This is a genomic window from Caldicoprobacter algeriensis, assembly GCF_023838525.1.
GTDB classification, from domain to species: Bacteria; Bacillota; Clostridia; order Caldicoprobacterales; family Caldicoprobacteraceae; genus Caldicoprobacter; species Caldicoprobacter algeriensis.
The window spans coordinates 55,756-75,719 of the sequence record NZ_JAHUQD010000002.1 but is presented as its reverse complement, the minus strand read 5'-3'; the positions used below and the strand labels follow the sequence as shown (position 1 = coordinate 75,719).

Annotated in this window: 11 protein-coding genes and 1 pseudogene; 6 read left to right on the top strand and 6 right to left on the bottom strand. The window is 43.0% G+C overall.

The window, feature by feature from the left end:
• The 4 genes from KVG29_RS01595 to KVG29_RS01580 are packed head-to-tail and all read right to left on the bottom strand — an operon-like array spanning window position 1 to window position 6,877.
• Complete coding sequence (locus KVG29_RS01595) at window positions 1-1,275, bottom strand: Wadjet anti-phage system protein JetD domain-containing protein (protein ID WP_252225980.1); 1,275 nt, start codon at window positions 1,273-1,275, stop codon at window positions 1-3.
• A complete protein-coding gene (locus KVG29_RS01590; RefSeq protein WP_252225978.1) occupies window positions 1,229-4,747 on the bottom strand; it encodes an ATP-binding protein in 3,519 nt (1,172 codons plus the stop codon). Before KVG29_RS01590 ends, KVG29_RS01595 begins: the two co-directional genes overlap by 47 nt.
• Complete coding sequence (locus KVG29_RS01585) at window positions 4,744-5,406, bottom strand: DUF4194 domain-containing protein (protein WP_252225976.1); 663 nt, start codon at window positions 5,404-5,406, stop codon at window positions 4,744-4,746. Before KVG29_RS01585 ends, KVG29_RS01590 begins: the two co-directional genes overlap by 4 nt.
• A complete protein-coding gene (locus KVG29_RS01580; protein ID WP_252225974.1) occupies window positions 5,396-6,877 on the bottom strand; it encodes a Wadjet anti-phage system protein JetA family protein in 1,482 nt (493 codons plus the stop codon). The genes KVG29_RS01585 and KVG29_RS01580 overlap by 11 nt, the downstream gene beginning before the upstream one ends.
• A 186-nt stretch (window positions 6,878-7,063) precedes the next feature.
• Here KVG29_RS01580 and KVG29_RS01575 point away from each other — a divergent pair, with 186 nt between their 5' ends.
• Window positions 7,064-7,756, top strand: coding sequence for a rhomboid family intramembrane serine protease (locus KVG29_RS01575; RefSeq protein ID WP_252225973.1), 693 nt, complete (start codon window positions 7,064-7,066; stop codon window positions 7,754-7,756).
• A gap of 82 nt (window positions 7,757-7,838) precedes the next feature.
• Window positions 7,839-8,871 (top strand): annotated as a pseudogene (gene pdxA / locus KVG29_RS01570) (4-hydroxythreonine-4-phosphate dehydrogenase PdxA).
• A gap of 270 nt (window positions 8,872-9,141) precedes the next feature.
• On the opposite strand, the gene adhE reads toward pdxA, so the two are convergent.
• Complete coding sequence (gene adhE, locus KVG29_RS01565; RefSeq protein WP_252225971.1) at window positions 9,142-11,748, bottom strand: bifunctional acetaldehyde-CoA/alcohol dehydrogenase; 2,607 nt, start codon at window positions 11,746-11,748, stop codon at window positions 9,142-9,144.
• Between the two features lie 395 nt (window positions 11,749-12,143).
• Here adhE and KVG29_RS01560 point away from each other — a divergent pair, with 395 nt between their 5' ends.
• Window positions 12,144-13,025, top strand: coding sequence for a VIT1/CCC1 transporter family protein (locus KVG29_RS01560; RefSeq protein ID WP_252225969.1), 882 nt, complete (start codon window positions 12,144-12,146; stop codon window positions 13,023-13,025).
• A 182-nt stretch (window positions 13,026-13,207) separates the two neighbouring features.
• Here KVG29_RS01560 and KVG29_RS01555 read toward each other — a convergent pair whose 3' ends face one another.
• Complete coding sequence (locus tag KVG29_RS01555) at window positions 13,208-15,616, bottom strand: beta-galactosidase (RefSeq protein ID WP_252225967.1); 2,409 nt, start codon at window positions 15,614-15,616, stop codon at window positions 13,208-13,210.
• A 611-nt stretch (window positions 15,617-16,227) separates the two neighbouring features.
• Here KVG29_RS01555 and KVG29_RS01550 point away from each other — a divergent pair.
• From KVG29_RS01550 to KVG29_RS01540, 3 genes are all read left to right on the top strand, one after another.
• On the top strand, window positions 16,228-17,169 hold the full coding sequence (locus KVG29_RS01550) for an ABC transporter permease (protein WP_252225965.1): 942 nt from the start codon (window positions 16,228-16,230) through the stop codon (window positions 17,167-17,169).
• A gap of 32 nt (window positions 17,170-17,201) precedes the next feature.
• Window positions 17,202-18,110, top strand: coding sequence for a carbohydrate ABC transporter permease (locus KVG29_RS01545; RefSeq protein ID WP_252225963.1), 909 nt, complete (start codon window positions 17,202-17,204; stop codon window positions 18,108-18,110).
• Between the two features lie 73 nt (window positions 18,111-18,183).
• A complete protein-coding gene (locus tag KVG29_RS01540; RefSeq protein WP_252225961.1) occupies window positions 18,184-19,791 on the top strand; it encodes an extracellular solute-binding protein in 1,608 nt (535 codons plus the stop codon).
• Window positions 19,792-19,964 lie beyond the last annotated feature (173 nt).

The following is a 19,964-nucleotide window of genomic DNA, read 5'->3' as shown; positions in this document are numbered from 1 at the left end:
TTACATAAGGTCAATGAGCGGAGCAGCCGAATAGCTTAAAAAAGCCTCCTGCTCCACTCTGGCCTTTTCTTTAAGCATGACTTGGATGAGCTGGTGAAACTCCTGATAGTCCTCGTCATCAAGTAGCTTTTCCAAGGCTTGGGCGTATTTGCTGTCAAAGGCCTGCCAAAATCGCTTCATGGACATAAATGCATCAACGTCCATAAGATAGGGCCGAAGGGTGGGTATGATTTGCGTTTTGAGGCGTTTGAATATTTGAAACCCTCCCAGGTCCATGTCACCCCAGTGGTAAAACGTGATCCCGCACCTGCAGGCGGCATCATATATTTTTTTGAAAAACAGCCCTTTTACCGGGCTGTAAAACCCCCCATGGTATATCACCAGCTCCTCAGGTGTCCTCCTTTTAAATACATAATCTACGTAGTTGGCCTTGTTTTCTATGAAAAGGATGCGCTTTACTTCCGGCAAATCGGAGATTACGAGGTCACGTATGGTTGGGGCGTTGATGGACACCCCGTGTACCAGAGGGGAGAAATCGACGGCCTGTTCTCGTATGGAGGCCAACATGTTGCCGCAAAATTCCACCTGCTCGGGCGCCTTGACAATGCCGATGAGGGATAAAATCTCATCATCGGTCCATTCTCCGGCCTGCAGGTCTTCTTCCTGCCAGTATTTTTTGAGAATTCCCAGCAGCCTTCGGCGCAGATTTTTTTCGAAGTATTTGGAGTCGCCAAAGCACCTTAAGCTGAACACCCGCTCGAGCAGTTCGTCTTCACCTTTGGTATCAATAAAGAGCAGCGCCTTCAAAAGATTTTGCATAAGGTCGCTGTCCTCGGGGAGGAAAGGGGGGATGGACAGCTTTTGTTCCATCCATGCTTGAGCATCTTCTAAAAAGTTGCGGATCCAGGGGGAGGTAATGCAGCTTTTGAGCTCGCACACCTTGGCAAGGGCATTTTCCACCTGTTCCCGTTTGGGCATTCTTTCGGCCTGCCTGTACGCCTCCTGCAGCGAGTCCAGCTTTAGCCATATGCGGCTGATGATGTTGCCCTTCTCAAAGCGCATCCATTCAAATCCGATTAAGCCTTCTTTTTCAAGATCCATCACTACCGAATTGATAAGCTCTTTGGTGGGTGTGTGTTCTATGTCGTATTCTGGAAATTCGTCAGAGCATAAGTTTATGAGAATCCTTCTGTTTGTCGAAGCAGTGCCTTTATAGGCGCTGCTTCTTTCATACTTGTCCAGCAGCCGGTTGAGTATCAGCTTCCTGTAGTTCATGCATCTCCTCCCTTATCCGTTTGGCATCAAAGGCTTTGACGAACGACCTGTTCCCGTTTCTTATCACGCACAGGGTTCTGTCCACAAGGGGGGCTATATCGCCTATTTTCTCGGAGGGAGCCGAGAGTATGGCCTGAAGCCCGAACTTGCGCAGAAGCTTGATGCTTTCATGTATCCTGTCGCTGTCCATCTTGCTGAAGGCCTCGTCAAACATTATGAGCCTAATGGTATTGCCCGACTCGTTATTGTATCGCGTTCGATACAGCTGGGCAAATGAGGCCAGCATGGCTATATAGAAGGGGGTTTGAGTTTCGCCACCCGACTTTTTGTGCAGGGTTTTTGACAGCCGCTGTTGCCTGTCCTGGCTGTCGGTGACTATTAGGTCAAAGGTAAGATAAGTCTTGTAGTCGGTAAACCGCTTGATGTTCTTTTCCAACTCAGCCCGGGCATCGGCATCCAGTTGCGAGTCCACGTCGGTGATCTGCTTAAACAGCTCTTCGATGGCGTCTCGATGCTTTTCGAGAAAGACCTGTGACGCTAGGTTGTAGCCGTCCATCAGCAGTTCGTCGGTTATCATGTCGTAAAACCGCCGGTACTCCGGCCTGGGGCTAACCACGAATCTGTATCGGTCATTCCCAAAGCTGCTCTCCTTCAAGGCGGTGTTGAGCTCTTCAATCTGCTCCTTGACCATGTCTATGTTGGCTTTGAGCTTGGCCAAAAAGTCGTCTCGGAACTGCTGGTAGGCCTTTTCCTTGGCATCCTTGATCTTCTCCATGTATTCGGGCAGCTTGATAGCCTTAAGATCGTTGAGCTCCTTCTCGTAGGACTCGTTGTCGGGGAGGTTAATATCGTATGACATGCGGTATTCCCGGTTGTATTCCGAACGAGCGGCCACCAGCTCCTCTCTCTTCTTGGTCATCTGGCTTTGTGTCCGGGCCAGTTGACTGTAGAAGTTGTTGTATACTTCAACAGCCGAAGTCCTGCTGGACAGCTCTTTTTGAAAGCGCGGTTCGCCTATCTCCTGAACCCACTCGTTAGTGAACTGGCTTTTTATACGGTTTTGATACAGCTCTACCTTTTGCCTTTCTGCAGGCAGCTTGTTTTCGGCTATTTCATTGTTTTTAGTTTTAAGCTCAATGAGCTCGGTCAGACAGATCTGTTCTTCGCTTTTCAGGCTTTCAATTTCTTTTTCCATCTCCTTTATCTTTTTGTCCAGCTGCGCCAGCCAGCTTAAGTCCAGTTTACCCAGTTCGTCCACTATGTCATTAAGCTTTGCTTCCAACGTAGGTATGACCTTGCTCTTTTCCAGTACCTCCAAGATGTTTTCGGCCTCATTGAGGTTCATGGACTCCATGGAGTATATGCTGCGCAGACCTTTAGACAGGCTTTCAAGACGGGCTGCTTCTTTTTCAATTTGAGCTATCTGTGCCGTTTTGCTTTCAATCTGCTCCTCAATGGCTCTTCGGCCGATATATGGATTTCTCCAGCGATCGGGGTGGAGCTGGCGTGCTACGAAATTTTGGTACAGCATGCACGAATCGGTTATGGCCCGCGGGTGATTCCGCAGGTCCTCCACTTTGTCGCACTTTATGACGTTGCCCATTACAAGATCGACGAACATCCGGGCGTAGGGGTTGGAGGTCTCCACCTCTTGTGCCAGGCTGTTTTCCATGGCAGCGGGGTTAAGCTCGGCGAGCCTGCCGGTATCCACCAATCCCAGGTCATAGAAGCCTCTCTCAAATTTCAATTTGTCATATACTTTCAAGGCATCCACGAAGTACTCCGGCTCCACTATGAGATAAAACTTTTGAGTGTGAAGGTAAGCTTCTACAGCGTTCCTCCAGCGCATATCTCGTATTTCTAATAGATCGGCCAGAATGTGTACCTGCACTTCACGGCCGTATTTAGCCGAGAGAGCAGAGGAGATTTCATTTTTAAGCTCCAACAGATTTCGGGCATAGGGTTTTATCCCGCGTTTTAGATTCTCTACCTCATCTGCAAGTTCACTCAGTAGCCTTTTGGCCTTGATTATTGCGCTATCAATAAGATTTCCTATTCTGGCTGCTGTCTGTTTGAGGTTGTTTATCAGAGTTATTATATTTCCAAATCCCTGAGCGGCCATGGCATCAAGGACTTCACCATCGGTTTTGAGCAGCTGCTCGGCGTAAGTTAAAGCTTGCTCAGAGAATTCCATCAGCTTGTTCCAGTCGGCCTGTATATCCTGCCAGTTCAAAATGTGAGGTTCGTCCCATGGCGTACCTTGCCGCACGGCGGTAGGCTCTGCTTTGAAGAGCTGCGCCGTCCGGGCTGTGTTACGGCATTGCGGTGTCTGGCTGTTCTGCAGGGCATGTATGCACTCGCGCCATACCCTGCCGTAATGCCGCATTCGTTTTATGGTGCGTGTCAGGTCGCCTTTGAGCTGCTGGAGCTGCTCTTCCAGCCGGGCTTTTTGGTTCTGCAGCGCATCCATTTTTCTGTATATATCTGACGAGATTTTATCGGCTATCAGCTGTTCGTGTTCCTTTTCCAGCGCTTTTATGTCTTCTCTGATGCTGTTTATTTTGGCCTCCATTTCGTTTATTTTCTGCTGGTTGTCGCTATGGGCTTTTTCGAGCCGTGCCACCTCATCAAGCGCCATCTGTAGCTGGGCCCGCTCTATGATGTAGCTGTGTACCAAAAACCTCTGCTTTTCTTCCATATAGGCGTTGTATTTTTGCTGGATATCCTCCAGGGCGGCTATGCGCTTCATCATCATTTCTGCGTCCTGTTCCAGCCTCTTGTAATAGCGGATGTTGTCCTGCATAAGGCTTATGTCGACAGGGCCTTTTATGTCGCACACGTCATTGGTGATGAAGGACTCGATGTCGGCGATGGGGGAGAAGGGTACGGCCTTTTTGAACAGGCTGAAATACTTTGATTTAAGGCCACCTAGCTTGCCCCTGAGTATCTCCTGGTACCCGCGATTTGTCTCTGGGAATTGGAACTTTCCTTTTTTGTAGTTCTTCATAAGGTAGCTGCGCAGCTCTTTAAAAGACATGGGGGTATTGTTTTGAATAAAGTGGTTCTCGGGCAAGGAGTCATCCAGTATAAAGAACCGGTGTTCAAATGTGCCATCGTCGTAGCAGTCAAACACCACTCCAAGGGTAAACCAGTTGTCTTTGAAGTCATCGTAAAACTCACAGGCTATATAGCTGGTGAACCTGCCGCTTCTTAAGTATCTAAATCCGGCGTCGCCGTCGTCGCCGATCTCGCCCCAGAGGTAGCCTTTGAGCGTCCTGGCAGACTTGTCGTTGGCGGCCTTGTTAAAGAAATGGCCGCTGGTGTCCCCAAGCAGCAGAAGCTGTATGGCGTCGATTATGGTGGACTTTCCGGCGGCGTTGGCACCCGTCAAAAAATTTATGGTATCAAATTCGATGAGCTCTTTCCAGAAGTAGTGCCAGTTGATGAGAAGGAGCCTGATGAGCTTTTTCATGTTTCTTCCACCTCGCCTCTTATCACGTTTTGCTCCTCGGCTTCCTCGCCCTCTTGGTCAGAATCTTCTTCGTCGCCGAGGGCTTCGTAGATCCGGCTGATTTTTTCATTGGTAACCACAAACAGTATCGAAGGCAGGATGAGCAACTTGTTATCAGGGTCTTCCCACCGTCCTTCCAGCTTTTGTATAATGTTGTAATAGGCCAGCTTACGTAAGGCCTCGGCAAGGTCACGGTCAGAGGGCTTCTTCTTTATAAGCCCTAGCGTCAGCATTTTATGGACGATTTGGCCCGTGCTAGTCAAAACCTCCTTGCGAAGGGTCACCTTTTCCCGCTCTTCTTCGAATATAAGGCGCAGTATGAACAGTATGAGGGTGGTGTTTCGGTCAAGTCTGACTCTATTGTACTCGTAGGTGTTCACAAGGGCAATTACTCCGTACTGGCTGTCCTTGTAAAGCGCCCAGCCGGAGAACCACAGGTATTCGTTGAACAGCGCAAAGTTGCGCTCTACGAAGCGGTATTCGGGGTTTACGCGCATCATCCCTTCTTTGGGATCGTAAACATCCCGTATGATGAAGGTGCGGGACAGAATAAGGTTCAAAAGCCTTCTGAACTCCTCTTTTTCTGAATTGCTAAGCTTTTCGTATTCTTCAACCCACATTGGCCTTGTCCTTTCTTATAAACCTCATTTTGGGGATTCTGTAGCCATTATTATATACGTATCCGTCCATAAATTCCACCCTGTAGAACGCCTTACGGTCGTAGCCCTTTAAGGTGGCTAACATGAGAAGGATGAAGGATTCATCATCGGTGAGCGGAACTTCATGGCTGTATACCACATCGAAGTCCTTCATTATATTTTTCATAAAAGCCATTATTTTGGTGTGGTTATAGCTTTTTTTGGCTTTGTCCAGGAACTCCTTCACTATATCCTCTTCATGGTCCTTATGGGATGGCGGCAGCTGCAAGGGTGGGCTTTCAAGCTTCTTGTGCCGTGCAGCTCTTACATACAATGAATTCTCGTCGATGTATCCCTGGTGGAACAGCTCCACGGCTTCCTGTAGTTTGGCAACCAGAGCTTCTTGCTTTTCCTGTGAGCTGTCGACAACCCTCTTTAAGATTTCCACAATCTTCCCCTTGATGCTGCGGTCGGTGTTTAAAAGATAGCGCATTTTCTCGACGGATGCCCGGGTATAAGCCGTGTTCTTGCGGTCAATTTCTTCAAGTATGTGGTCCAGACGCTCGTAGGTGTCCATGATATACCCAATTTTACTGATGACGTCTTCATGCCCTTCTTCGCGGCTTTTGTATCGACCGCGCATCATGGCTTGCTCCACCGTACGCTGGCGCAGCGAGCTGTCTGTCAGCCAGCGCTGCAGGAACCGGAGTATGGGAGCCTTGTAGCGAGGGATGGAATCTAGAGTCTTCAAGGGGTGGTATATTCGGTCGCTTATCAGGGTTTTGTATTCGTCAAAGTGCCCTTTCAGCACCTCGTTTACCGTTGCAAACTCGCTTAAAGCCTGATGATAGCGACGAATGTTGTTGTGCAGGGACTTGAGCTCATCCACCAGCTTAACGGTGTTTTCGTATGCCGTGAGCAGTGCGTTATAATTGCTTGAGTCTTCCTGCTCTTCATGGGCGGTCTTTAAGGCCGAGTAAGTGGAAAATACGTAGGAGTTATACTCCTTCAAGTTTTCGTCGGTAAAGGAAAACAGCAGGTTGATGAGCTTTATGGAATAATCCGGAAGCGTAACCACTTCCTCGAAGGAATCATCCTGATACTCTATATCGATCCAGCCGGTGTCTTTAAGGCGCTTTAATATAAGGTGCGCGATAGCTGATAGGCTGATGTTGCTTTCATTGGTACCGTTCAAATTATTTTCATTTAAAGGCTCTTCCGCATCCTCCAGCTCTTCCGACATGTCGACGCCCAGCATTTTCTCATCCAGGTTTGAAATGAGCATGGAGACCAGGTCGTCCTTCTTTATAGTCATCTCCTGGCGGAAGGCCTTTCTCAGTACGAACAGCGCATCCACGTAAATGTATTTGTTTTTAGATGCCAGAATGGAGAACAGATTTTGCGGCAGGACATCAAAAAGATGCATGGTAGCCTGTCCCTTCCTTATAAGCAAATATTGTTTACGGTTATCGGCTCGCCTTTTGTCGAATAATCGGTACGGCGAGTTGTCATAATAAGTTTAACACATAGCTCTTGATAATTAAAGCTGCTTTTGAGGATTTTAAGCAAATATGGTTGAAAACAATTCATAAAAATGGTAGTATAAAAATGGATATTAAGAGAAGAAGGGGAATATTGCATGATTCCGTTGAGAGATACCATACCCAGCAGGCGCGAACCTTTGGCAACAGTCCTGCTTATAGTCATCAATGTAATGATATTTATAGGCCAATCATTGATGCACGATGTCAGGTTTGCACAGTTCGTGTACCAGTACGGGTTTATACCTGCCAGGTTTTTAAAATCGATAGCACAGCTCAGGCTTTTTGAAGCGAGTACATACATGCCTCTTTTTTCGAGCATGTTCCTTCACGGCAACTGGGTACACCTCATAAGCAATATGTGGGTGCTGTGGCTGTTTGGCGATAACGTCGAGGATGTAATGGGCAGCATAAGGTTTGTGATATTCTATATACTGTGCGGTTTAGTGGCGGGATTTGCCCATTTTTTGTTTAACCCCACATCAAATGTGCCTACCGTTGGAGCTTCGGGAGCTATTGCCGGCGTCATGGGCGCTTACTTCATTCTGTTCCCTCATTCCAGGATTGTGACCCTGGTTCCGTTCTTTTTCTTCTTGCCCATGTTCATACACGTGCCGGCTTTCATATACTTGATTTTGTGGTTCATAAGTCAGCTGTATTCGGGGGTCATACAGTGGATAGGCGGCGGTAGCGTGGGCGGTATAGCCTGGTGGGCGCACATAAGCGGGTTTTTGGCGGGGATGTTTATCCACAGGGTATTTGTTGCGCGGAGACGATACAGGTATTATTGAGACCATTGGAAAATGCTTTTGACCTGTCGTTAAGAATGTTTTGCGTAAATAAACAGTCATAATACTTTTTGGGGGATGCAGTATGACACAAAAACCAATCCTTGGTATTACAATGGGGGGATCCGGCAGGGATAGGAGCAGAGATTGCAGCCAAAGCAATGGCCGAGCCTTATGTCTATGACATATGCCGGCCACTAGTTGTGGGAGATGCCGATACCATGAGGCTGGCCGTACAAATCGTCGGCGTGGATGTAGAGGTAAGGCCGATTCCAGAGCTGAAGGAAGCAAAGTTCGAGTATGGGGTTATGGATGTGATTGATTTAAAAAATGTTGATGTTGATACACTGGTACGCGGTCAGGTGTCGGCTATGGCAGGAAGAGCGGCTTTTGAAGCTATTAGAAAGGTTATAGAGCTGGCAATGAAAGGTAAGATCGATGCAACTGTGACCGGGCCGATCAATAAAGAAGCCCTCAACTTGGCGGGTTACCACTTTTCAGGCCACACGGAAATTTATGCTCATTTTACCCGAACAAAAGATTATGCCATGATGCTGGCTGAAGGCAATCTAAGGGTTGTCCATGTCTCAACTCATGTACCGCTGAGGCAAGCGTGTGACCTGGTCAAGAAGGAAAGGGTGTTGAGGGTCATTGAGCTGGCCAATGATGCATGTAAGAAGTTGGGGATCTCATCTCCCAGGATTGGCGTTGCCGGGCTTAATCCTCCTGCAGGAAAGCACGGGCTTTTTGGCTGGGAGGAAGAAAAGGAGATTATTCCTGCTATACAAGAAGCCAGGGCAAAGGGGATAAATGCAGAAGGCCCGGTTTCGCCGGATACCCTGTTTTCAAAGGCAAAAGGTGGGCAATACGATATTGTGGTGGCCATGTGCCATGACCAGGGCCATATTCCGTTGAAGATGGTCGGTTTTAATTGGGACGAGTCTGAGAAGAAGTGGACGTCTGTAAGGGGAGTGAACATTACGCTTGGCCTGTCCATCATTAGAACTTCCGTAGACCATGGGACCGCTTTTGGGGAGGCGGGGAAGGGCACTGCAAGCCATGAAAGCCTGATCAACGCGATTGAGTATGGAGCAAGGCTTGCTGGCTACAAAGGTTGACGCATAGGAATTTTATGGTGGAGCAAAGCAAGACCTTCCGCATACGAGGAAAGGTTGATGCATAAATTTAAGGTTGAGCAAAGTTGGGTTTTCCACAAGTTGCTGATAGGCGCTTTCATGATATCTTGTCATTCAGGTTGGTATCAAGTAGATAAAAGGTTGATGATAAAGTAAGCCTTGTTATAAATCGCCGGCAGATTTTGAAGAAAAAGGGTATGCCCTATCAAGGCATATTTTTTTCTTGGCCTACTTTCCACAGCGCATTACGGTTTATTTTCCATAAGCCTTTCTATATATTTCCTCCAGCTCGCTTACTAGTGGCATCCTGGGATTGGTGACGGTGCACTGGTCTTCAAATGCCTTGTCGGCCAGCTCTTTTACCTTTGCCTCGAATTCCTCCCGCGGTACGCCGCATTCCGCAATGGTCAACGGCATGTTGAGCTGTTTCATCAAATTTACGATGGCATCGATCAGGCTGCGTACTCCTTCTTGAGTGGTAGATGCCGGAAGTCCAAGGTATCTGGCTATTTCAGCGTATTTTTTGTCGGCTACATAGTGCTGGTATTTGGGCCAGGTAGCAAATTTTGTGGGCTTTTGAGCGTTGTATTCGATCACGTGCGGAAGCAGTATGGCATTGGCGCGACCATGAGGGATGTGGAATTCTCCTCCGAGCTTGTGCGCCAGGCTGTGGTTGATGCCCAGGAATGCGTTGGTGAAGGCCATACCGGCTATGCAGGATGCGTTGTGCATCTTTTCTCTGGCCTCTTTGTCATTGCCATTTCTGTAAGCCCGCGGCAGATATTCAAACACCAGCTGTATAGCCTTTATGGCCAGTGCATCGGTATAGTCTGAAGCCATGGTGGATACGTAGGCTTCTATTGCATGGGTCAGCACATCCATTCCCGTATCAGCTGTTATGTGAGGGGGTACGGTGATAACTAGATTGGGATCGATTATGGCTACATCGGGGGTGAGTTCATAATCGGCTAGGGGATATTTCGTGTTGTTCCTCTTATCTGTTATTACTGCAAAGCAGGTTATCTCTGAACCCGTACCAGAGGTGGTGGGGATGGCCACCAGCTTTGCCTTACGGCCAAGCTTGGGGAAGTTGAATGCCCTTTTGCGTATGTCCATGAACTTTAGCCGCAGGGAAGTGAAGTCGGTATCGGGATATTCATAATACAGCCACATGGCCTTGGCAGCGTCGATTGCTGACCCTCCCCCTAGGGCTATTATGACGTCAGGGTTGAACTTGTTCATGAGCTCGGTTCCGCGCTTTACCGTATCGATGGAAGGGTCAGGCTCCACTTCGGCGAAAATCTCGGAATGGACGTACTGCTGCCTTTTTCTGAGGTAGTACAGCACCTTATCCACATATCCCAGTTTGACCATGGCAGGGTCGGTTACTATGAAGGCCCGGCTGATATCTGGCATGTTTTCAAGATACTGAATGGAATTGGGTTCAAAGTAAATTTTGGGTGGGACCTTAAACCACTGCATGTTGACCCGCCTTTTAGCCACCCTCTTTATATTGATCAAATTGACGGCTGATACGTTGGCGGTAGTGGAATTCCTACCATAGGACCCGCAACCCAGTGTAAGCGATGGCATATTGGTATTGTATATGTCTCCTATGGCGCCCTGGCTCGATGGGGAATTGACAATCAGCCTGCCCACCTTGACCTTTTCGGAAAATAGTTCTATTGCTTTGGGATTCTCAGAATGGATGACGGCCGAATGGCCAAGGCCACCAAACTCCACTATCTGCTGTGCTACCTTAACCCCTTCCTCGTAATTCTTAACGATATAAAACGCCAGTATAGGGCTCAGCTTTTCCCTGGACAATGGGTACTCGGGACCCACGCCTTCAAGGTGAGCGACTAGAATCTTTGTATCCTGAGGAACTTCTATACCCGCCATCTTGGCTATAGTATAAGACGACTGGCCAATCACCGCGGGATTCATCATCCCCTTTTTGCTATCGATTGCCACCGCCTCAAGCTTTTTAATCTCCTCTGGGGTGAGAAAATAACACCCGTTTTCCTTCATGTAATCTATGGCCTGCTGGGCAATGTCTTCATCAAGGATGACTGCCTGCTCGGAAGCGCATATCATGCCGTTGTCAAATGTCTTTGAGAGAATCAAGTCGGTGATGGCCCTTTTGATATCGGCCGTCTTTTCGATGTAGCACGGCACATTGCCCGGCCCTACTCCAAGGGCGGGTTTGCCGCTGCTGTACGCTGCTTTCACCATGCCGGCGCCACCGGTTGCCAGTATCAGAGATACGCCTGGATGGGCCATGAGATATTGCGTGGCCTCAAGGGATGGCCGTTCTATCCATTGAATGCAATGCTTGGGAGCGCCTGCTTTGATGGCCGCATCTCTCATTACTCTGGCGGCTTCGCTGCTGCACCTCTGAGCCGAAGGATGGAAAGCGAATATAATTGGATTTCGGGTTTTCATGGATATAAGCGATTTGAACATCGTGGTAGAGGTGGGGTTTGTCACAGGGGTGATGCCTGCGATCACGCCCACAGGTTCTGCTATTTCTACATAGCCTTCAAGGTCGTTCTCCCTGATAACGCCCACCGTTTTCTGATGCCTTATGCTGTTGTATATATACTCAGTGGCAAAAAGGTTCTTGATTATCTTGTCTTCGTATACGCCTCTCTGGGTTTCTTCCACAGCGAGCTTGGCTAACCTCATGTGGTGGTCGATTCCCGCCAAAGCCATTGCCTTTACGATGTTATCGACCTGCTCCTGGGTCATTTCCATGAATTCTTCCAGGGCCTTGTTTGCGTTTTCCACCATGGCATCGATTTCGGCCTTTACATCTTCAGTGTTGTTTACTACCAATGACAGGTTTTCTCTGGCCATATTTTTTCTCCTCCTCCTTTTGCAATAATCCTTGCATTATTGTTAAAAATTTAACTATATCTTTTCTAAAAAATTGGGATTTGCAGGATAAATAGAAATCCCAACTTAAATATACCTTGTCTTTGTGGCTTTGCAATGAACAAAGCAACGCTGAGTTACAGTATATTTGGACCTTTATATCTCCATAAATATACGACAGCGCCACTAAATTAGGATTAAGTTGTAACGCTTTGCATTATAGCAAATCGTTAATTTTTTGTCAATACTGTTTTGGCAAATTATTTTAAATTTTTTGAAGGACTTTCATTAAATCTATAGAAGACTAAAGAAGACTAAATTAAAAGATATTATGTAGGTGATTTGTATTTTAATCTCTGCCAAAGGAGGAAGTGTATATGGATTTTAACGATTTAACCCCTCAGCAAAGAGAGGACATTCTTGCGGCACAGAAGAATGAGATCACCGAGTATCACATCTATACAAAATTGTCTGCCTCGATAAAGGACCAGCACAACAAAGAGGTTTTGGCCGAGATAGCCGATGAAGAGCTGGCACATTATAAATTCTGGCAGAGGATTACCCGGCAGGACATGAAGCCCGATAGATGGAAGGTATGGCTATACTTTATAATTTCGAGGGTTTTTGGGCTTACGTTTGGTGTCAAGCTGATGGAAAAAGGCGAACAACGGGCTGAAGAGGTATACACCAAATTGGCCGATACCATGCCTGAGATACATAAGATCGTTCAGGATGAGGACAGGCATGAAAAGAAGCTTATGGAGCTCATCGAGGAGGAGCATTTAAATTACGTTGGGTCAATGGTATTGGGGCTTAACGATGCGCTAGTGGAGCTGACGGGTACCCTGGCCGGGCTGATCTTTGCCCTGCAAAATACCAGGCTGATCGCCCTTAGCGGTTTCATAACGGGGATAGCAGCCTCTTTTTCAATGGCGGCTTCTGAATATTTATCCATAAAATCTGAGGGAGAGTCACAGATCCCGATTAAAGCGGCTATCTATACAGGCCTTGCCTACGTTTTTACGGTGCTGTTCCTTATCTTCCCGTATTTGCTGTTTGAAAGTTATTTTCTGTGTTTGGGGCTTACGGTCATAAACGCCGTGCTGGTCATACTTATATTTAATTTTTACGTTTCGGTGGCCAAGGATTTGGACTTTAAAAGGCGCTTTCTGGAGATGGTATCCATAAGCCTGGGGGTTGCGGTTCTCAGCTTCTTGATCGGATTTCTGGTAAGGGTTTTCCTGGGAGTGGAGGTATGAAATGGCGCGGTATAAATTTTTGTAAAATTAAATATAACACTCAAAAAATAAACGCCCATAAATAAAACGCTCCTTTCTGATTTATGTTGTTAATTTTGACCAGAAAGGAGCTTCATTATTCATCCATACACAAAATTAAATTTTGGACAGTTTCAGGAAGAACTTTACATAGGAATTTGGACTTATTTGTTTCTAAATATCAATACAGACATAGAGTCTCCGGTAGTACTATCATTCGTACTGATAATTACCCATTTATTCCCTTCTTTCCTGACTGTACAACCATTCTGGGCTTGAATATTGTATTGGGTAGAAATAACTATTTTGTCACAATCTTGACATCTTTCAAAGATAATTTGTATGCCATCCTTGAATTTTTCTATGCTCAATATCTCGCTGGTAGATTCATCTACCACGACACCAGGAAGTATTTCTAGTTCCAAGGGCAGCATGAAACAGGTATGCGCAGGTATTCTGAATTTTTTACCGTCAAAAAGTTTCTTTCCACCAAAGGTAATGGGTAATGCCTTTTCATAGCTGTCATAATTAGCAATGAATAATACCCTACCTACCTCTCCAACACGACTGATGACTAAAAGCTGTTCTCCATCCCATTCACGGGTATCTATTAGAGGTTTTACCCCAATTCTTTTAGCTAAATCATGTATGATAGGATCGAGATATTGATGGGTATGGAGAGTTGCAGCAGTATAGATTACACATTTGCCTTTGCCAACATTTCTTTCAACAGCAACTGCATTTCCTGTAGTATGAAAGGCATAAGCACCATCTACTGGCTTCATAAGAGCGGCATATGCATACCCTACGTTATCCACTTCTGGATAGTCGTAAAAACCTCGATCAAACCACGTATGTTTAGGGCGATCTACAATTTCAACCCCTAAAGCGTCCCGTAGGATGGTACATGGGTTTCCGTACATATCCATTTCAGGGATTTCTGGAAACAGAACCATTTTACCTCCTGACTCTAGATAAGTCACCAATTTTTGTTGAATATCGACTTCCATATAGCGAGTAGAAAATACAAATATTGAAGGTACTCTCTCTATATCGATAAAATCGCCTTTAGACAAATCATAGCCCTTATATACATAATTGTTTACTGCCAGAGCCTTGGCGAGTCCGTTGAAAAATAGTTCTTCACGGAACATTCTAAGTTCTTCAATAAAATCAGAAGTTTCAGGGTGGGGATATTCTGTCATATAGTAATCAGGTATTAAACCAAGATGGACCACGTGTTCTTGTTTGGTTTTTGCCAAGACGTCTCCAATTGCCATAATGCCTTTGGTACTTCTTTGGATGGTCCAGTAGTGGTTGCGAGGGTTACCATGGGGATCCAGAGGGCCCCGCCATATATGCCGACGGCCAAATACTTCACATCCTGCTGGGTTTTCCCCATCGGCATACATGTAATAATTAATGAGATTCATGCCATTAGCTATGCACAATCGGGCAGTTAGTGCGGGTGTAGATGGTTGCAATCTAGGATAATCGGAGAATCTGCCACATTGGAATTCTACCGAGAAAAGGGGTTGGCTTTCTGGTTGAACGGCCTCGGTAAAAGCGTTGGCAAACATGAGCTCAAAAAAGTTACCAAAGTTAATATCTCCTATATAGTAATCTACTGCCATATAGACATTTTTCAACTCAGATACTTTAGACAATTGGGAAAGACCAATGGGAAATGTTTTTGTACTTCCTTGATTGCAGCCATGTACATTGATTATAAAAGGAATATCACTGACATATTTTTCTGCCATCTTCTTCAATTCTCCTATATACATTTTAAAGTAGTCTCGAGCAAAAAGATGAAATTCTCTATGAATTTTGATAGCATTTTCTTTTTTTGGATTCCGCAATGCATTGATAATGATTTTAACTGGGGAAGAATCCTCCATGGCTGAAACAGGTATAGATAAAATTTCACTGGCTTTTTGAATCCCATGCTTATTTCGCAGCCAATTGCGGAAGAGAGAAACAGTAACATCATTATAATCAGGACAACCATGAACCCAGTGAAGCATTCCTACTTCATTGTCCAGCTGGATCATAAGAATAGGACCACCTTTGGGCACAATACGGGGGGCAATGATTTTATAAACGCTGTCATACCATTTCTGTACCAGTTTTAAATAGGTTGGGTGCATGTAGGATACAACTTTGCCGGGATGGGTAGTGCCGTCTTTGCCGATAGCTTCTACTTCAGGATAATTTTGAAACACCCAATCAGGAATTCCATCATAGCGTAATTCGGCCATTACATATGGGCCTGGTCGGACAATAACATATAAACCCAGTTCATGAGCTAAGTCGAGAAAGGCTCCTAGATCCAGGTTGGGATTGGTACGGCCTTCAATGTCTACCTTCCCTTCTTCACGTTCATGAACATTCCATGGAATGTAGGTGCTGACAAAGTTACAGCCGCAATCCTTAAGCCGTATTAAAACGGTACGCCAATCTTGATGAGATATGCGGAAATAATGGATCTCTCCGCCTATTAGTATAGATTCTTTCCCATTAATAAAAATTTTTTTATCTTGTATTTTAACAGACAAGGGAGTATGATTCATTTTTTAAACCTCCATTTTGTTTGTATTTAATTAAATTAAACTCACTTTTCAGTGATACATAAGTGAAATGCCCATGGATATATTTTAATTTGTTTTTTATAAAAAATCAAGTTACTCACATGGCTTTAGACTTCGGCTTTCAGCCTGCTTTAGAATGTTTGTCACAGTTTTTCAATAGGTCCTTTAGCCTGTGGAGATCTGGCTTTAATGATATTAATATCGAGTTCTTGTATAGCTCTTTTAATCTTATCACTTGGCGTTCACTGAGGCCTAGAAGCTCAGCAGTTTATTTGATGGTTATGACCTTATCGATGGTCTGGTTTATGACTCTTAAACGAGTCATTTTTTTTGTGGCATATTGAATATCTCCTCTCTCATACAGGACATTTTATCAGAATAATTTCAACAATATGACGTTGTTACAGAATAATAACAATACATAAAAAATATTATTGACAAACCTATAGTTTGATATTATAATTTAATTGCAAATTAAATTTAATTAAGTTAACATTAGTTAACTAGTAGGCTTAACGAATTTCAAAAAATTGCAGGGAAATGTGAAGTTAACTTCCATTTAATTAATTTGATAAGACAGAGGGATGGTTTTTATGCTTCAAATCAATTCACACAATAAGTTGATGAGTATGAGTCGTGAAATTAGGAAAAATAAGGTTTTGTTTTTAATGTTATTGCCGACTGTAGTATATTTTATAATTTTTCATTACATACCAATGCCTGGAGCTTATGTTGCTTTTGTAGATTATAATGTTAATAAAGGAATTTTTGGTAGTAAATTTGTAGGATTAAAGAACTTTCAGTTTCTTGTACAGAATGGTGATCTATGGAGGATAACAAGAAATACTTTACTGTATAATTTTGTGTTTCTTGTTTTAGGTAATATAGTTCAGATTGCATTTGCTGTTATGCTTTCTGAAATAGGTAGTAAATGGTTTAAGAAAATTACTCAGTCTATCATATTACTTCCACATTTTATATCAATGGTTATTGTAGGGGTATTTGCTTACAATCTTTTTAACTATGATTATGGTTTTGCTAATATGGTGCTTACATCTCTTGGATTCGAAAGGTATGAATTTTACTCAGACCCTTATATTTGGAAATATATTATAGTGTTCTTTAAAATTTGGTCTAGTACAGGTTATAATATGATTGTTTATTTATCTGTGATAACAGGGATAAACCCGGAAATTTATGAATCGGCATATATAGATGGTGCGAATAGTTGGAAGAAAATACGCTATATTACTTTACCGATGCTTAAACCTACTTTTGTGCTACTGTTCTTATTTGGTCTTGGGGGCATGCTGAGAGGTTCATTCGAGTTATTCTACAATTTGATTGGTAATAACTCGGTTTTGTTTCCTCAAACTGATATTATAGACACTTATGTATTTAGAAGCTTAGTTGGAACTTTCAATTTTTCAATGGGAGCAGCAGTAGGTTTTTATCAATCAGTATTCGGTTTTATATTAGTTCTTACTGTCAATGCCATTGTAAGAAAAATAGAACCTGAATACGCATTATTCTGAGATTTAAGGGACACTCCGGAGGAGGAACTGAGATGTTTTACAAAACTAAAAATAATGTTATACGTCAGGGATTGAGTGACAATCTACTTAAAATAATATGTTATACTTCTGTTGGATTATTTGCTTTAATTTGTCTGTTCCCTTTTGCGTTAATGATTACATCATCATTTATGTCAGAAAAAGAAATTGTTACGGAAGGATACAAGCTTTTTCCCAAAAAGTTTACTGTATCAGCCTATAAATTTTTATTGAGTAATCCTCAAAAATTGGTTAACGCTTATAAGATCACAATTTTCAATACCGTAGTTGGTACTACCGTAGGACTTTTTTTAATGTCAATGGCGGGTTATGTGCTTAATCGAAAGGATTTTAAATATCGAAACTTCTTTGCATTTTTTATATACTTTACAACTCTTTTTAGTGGTGGTTTAATTCCTAGATATATTCTTATGGTGAAGTATTTGGGGTTAAAGGACAACATTTTGGCAATGATTCTTCCAAATGTCATAAGTGCGTGGTATATCTTCCTTATGCGTAATTTTATGAAATCTATCCCTGATTCATTATATGAATCAGCCACTATTGATGGAGCCGGAGTTTTCCGTATTTATTGGCAAATTGTTCTTCCACTTTCTATTCCCGCACTAGCTACAGTTGGTTTATTTTTAGCTTTAGGTTTTTGGAATGAATGGTATAATGCAATGTTATACATTGAATCTCCAAGTAAGTTTCCGTTACAATATTTTTTGCAGAAAACAATAAATCAAACCAATGTACAAATTCTTATAAATCAAGGAGTAATGATCGATATTTCCGAACTCCCTACTCAATCGATAAAAATGGCTACTGCTGTAGTTGCTACAGGGCCGATTATTTTCTTATATCCTTTTGTTCAGCGATATTTTATTAAAGGACTAACTATTGGTGCAATAAAAGGATGATTTAAATCAGTATCCTCCGTGTGAGGGACTGTATTATATATTAATTTAAAATAAACAAAAAGGAGGAGTTGTTATGAATAATTACAAAAAAATGCTAATTTTAATTCTCGTAATGACATTTATCGTGGCAACACTAGCTGGTTGTACTGGAAAGCCCAATAATGAAAGTACAACCTCAGAAAACACAAGTTCTGATGGTACATCTAAAAATTCTACAAATGCTTCTTCTGATAATACCAGCAAGGTCGACACATCTAAAGAAGTTCATTTAATTTATTATCTATGGGGGAGTGAAGGGCCTGCAAATCGTGATATTTTAAATGAGATCAACAAAAAATTAAAAGCAGATATAAATGCTACTATTGAAGTCAAATATATTGATTGGCCAGACGTTGCAACCAAATATCCTCTTTTATTTGCGTCTGGTGAGCAGTTTGACATGGCTCATGCTTCGTCTAACGCTGTTATTTCTTACTTTACTTTAGCTGCACAAGGTTCTTTAACAGATATAACGGATATGCTAGATACAGTTGTCCCTAAGTTAAAAGCAGAAATTCCGAAGGAATCATGGAAGAGTGCAGAATATAAAGGTAGAATTTATGGTGTTCCTACTGCATATACTGAGTTTACTCCTTATGGTTACGTATATCGAAGAGATCTTAAAGAAAAATATGGTCTAGACGAAATTAACTCTATTGAAACTATGGAAGCATATATGGATGCTATTGCTAAAAATGAAAGTTTTCCTCCTTTAAATGGTAATTCTAGTGATGCACAAAATTTATATAGGATGTTTGTAGATCTTACAGGTAGTTGGATTGAGGCTCCTGGTATTCCGTTATCTGAAATGCATCTAGTTGCTGTCAGTCCAGAAAAGTATGATGATATTATCCACCCTGCATTTACGAAAGAATTTGAAGATTGGGCTGTCATGATGCATGAATGGTCTTCTAAAGGTTATTGGCCTAAAGATATTCTTTCTGCTCAGCAGAATGCAAAAACAAACTTTAATAATGGTATTTCAGGTGGTTTTATTACTCATATGCCGGATTGGACCGGTAATTATGGTACTGTGAAAAAGAATATGCCCGGTGTTGAAACAGATTTCTGGTGTTTTGCTGAAAAGAATGGTAAGATTAAAAGAAAATTAGGAGTTGAGAACATTACTATCATTAGTGCAAACTCTAAAAATCCTGAAAGAGCTTTGATGGCTATTGAAAAATTTATGACTGAAGAAGAGTATTACCGTTTAATACAATATGGAATAGAAGGTAGACAATATGAAATTGTAGACGGTATTGCTCGAAAACCAGAAAAATTTAATCCAGATGTTGATGCAGGTGGATTTGCTGCATGGGCTTTACGTAATGATAGATTTAATATCCCATATGATACAGAAGATCCTCGTCGTTATGAATTAATTAAAAAGTGGAGTAAAGTTGCAATAGATAATCCGTATGTAGGTTTCAGCTTTGATTCTACCAGTATATCTTCCGAGCTTGCTGCTATTGCTAATGTAAATTCCCAGCTAGGTGTTCAGATTATGTTGGGTAAAACAGCGGATCCCAAAAAAGCTGTTGAGGAGTATAGAAATCAATTGAAACAGGCAGGTATTGAAAAAGTAATAGAAGAAGTGAAAAGACAACTAAAAGATTTTACTCCTATTAATATTGGTAATTAAGTAAAGTAATTTAATAAAGCTCCTTTCTGGTGTAAACTACCAATATATACCAGAAAGGAGCTTTAATTTTGCATATATGAAATATTTTGATCTTTATCAAATATTTGGTGGTTCTCTAAATAGGAATATAAAAGATGTTAAATGGTGTATATTACCATTACTCTAAAATTTCA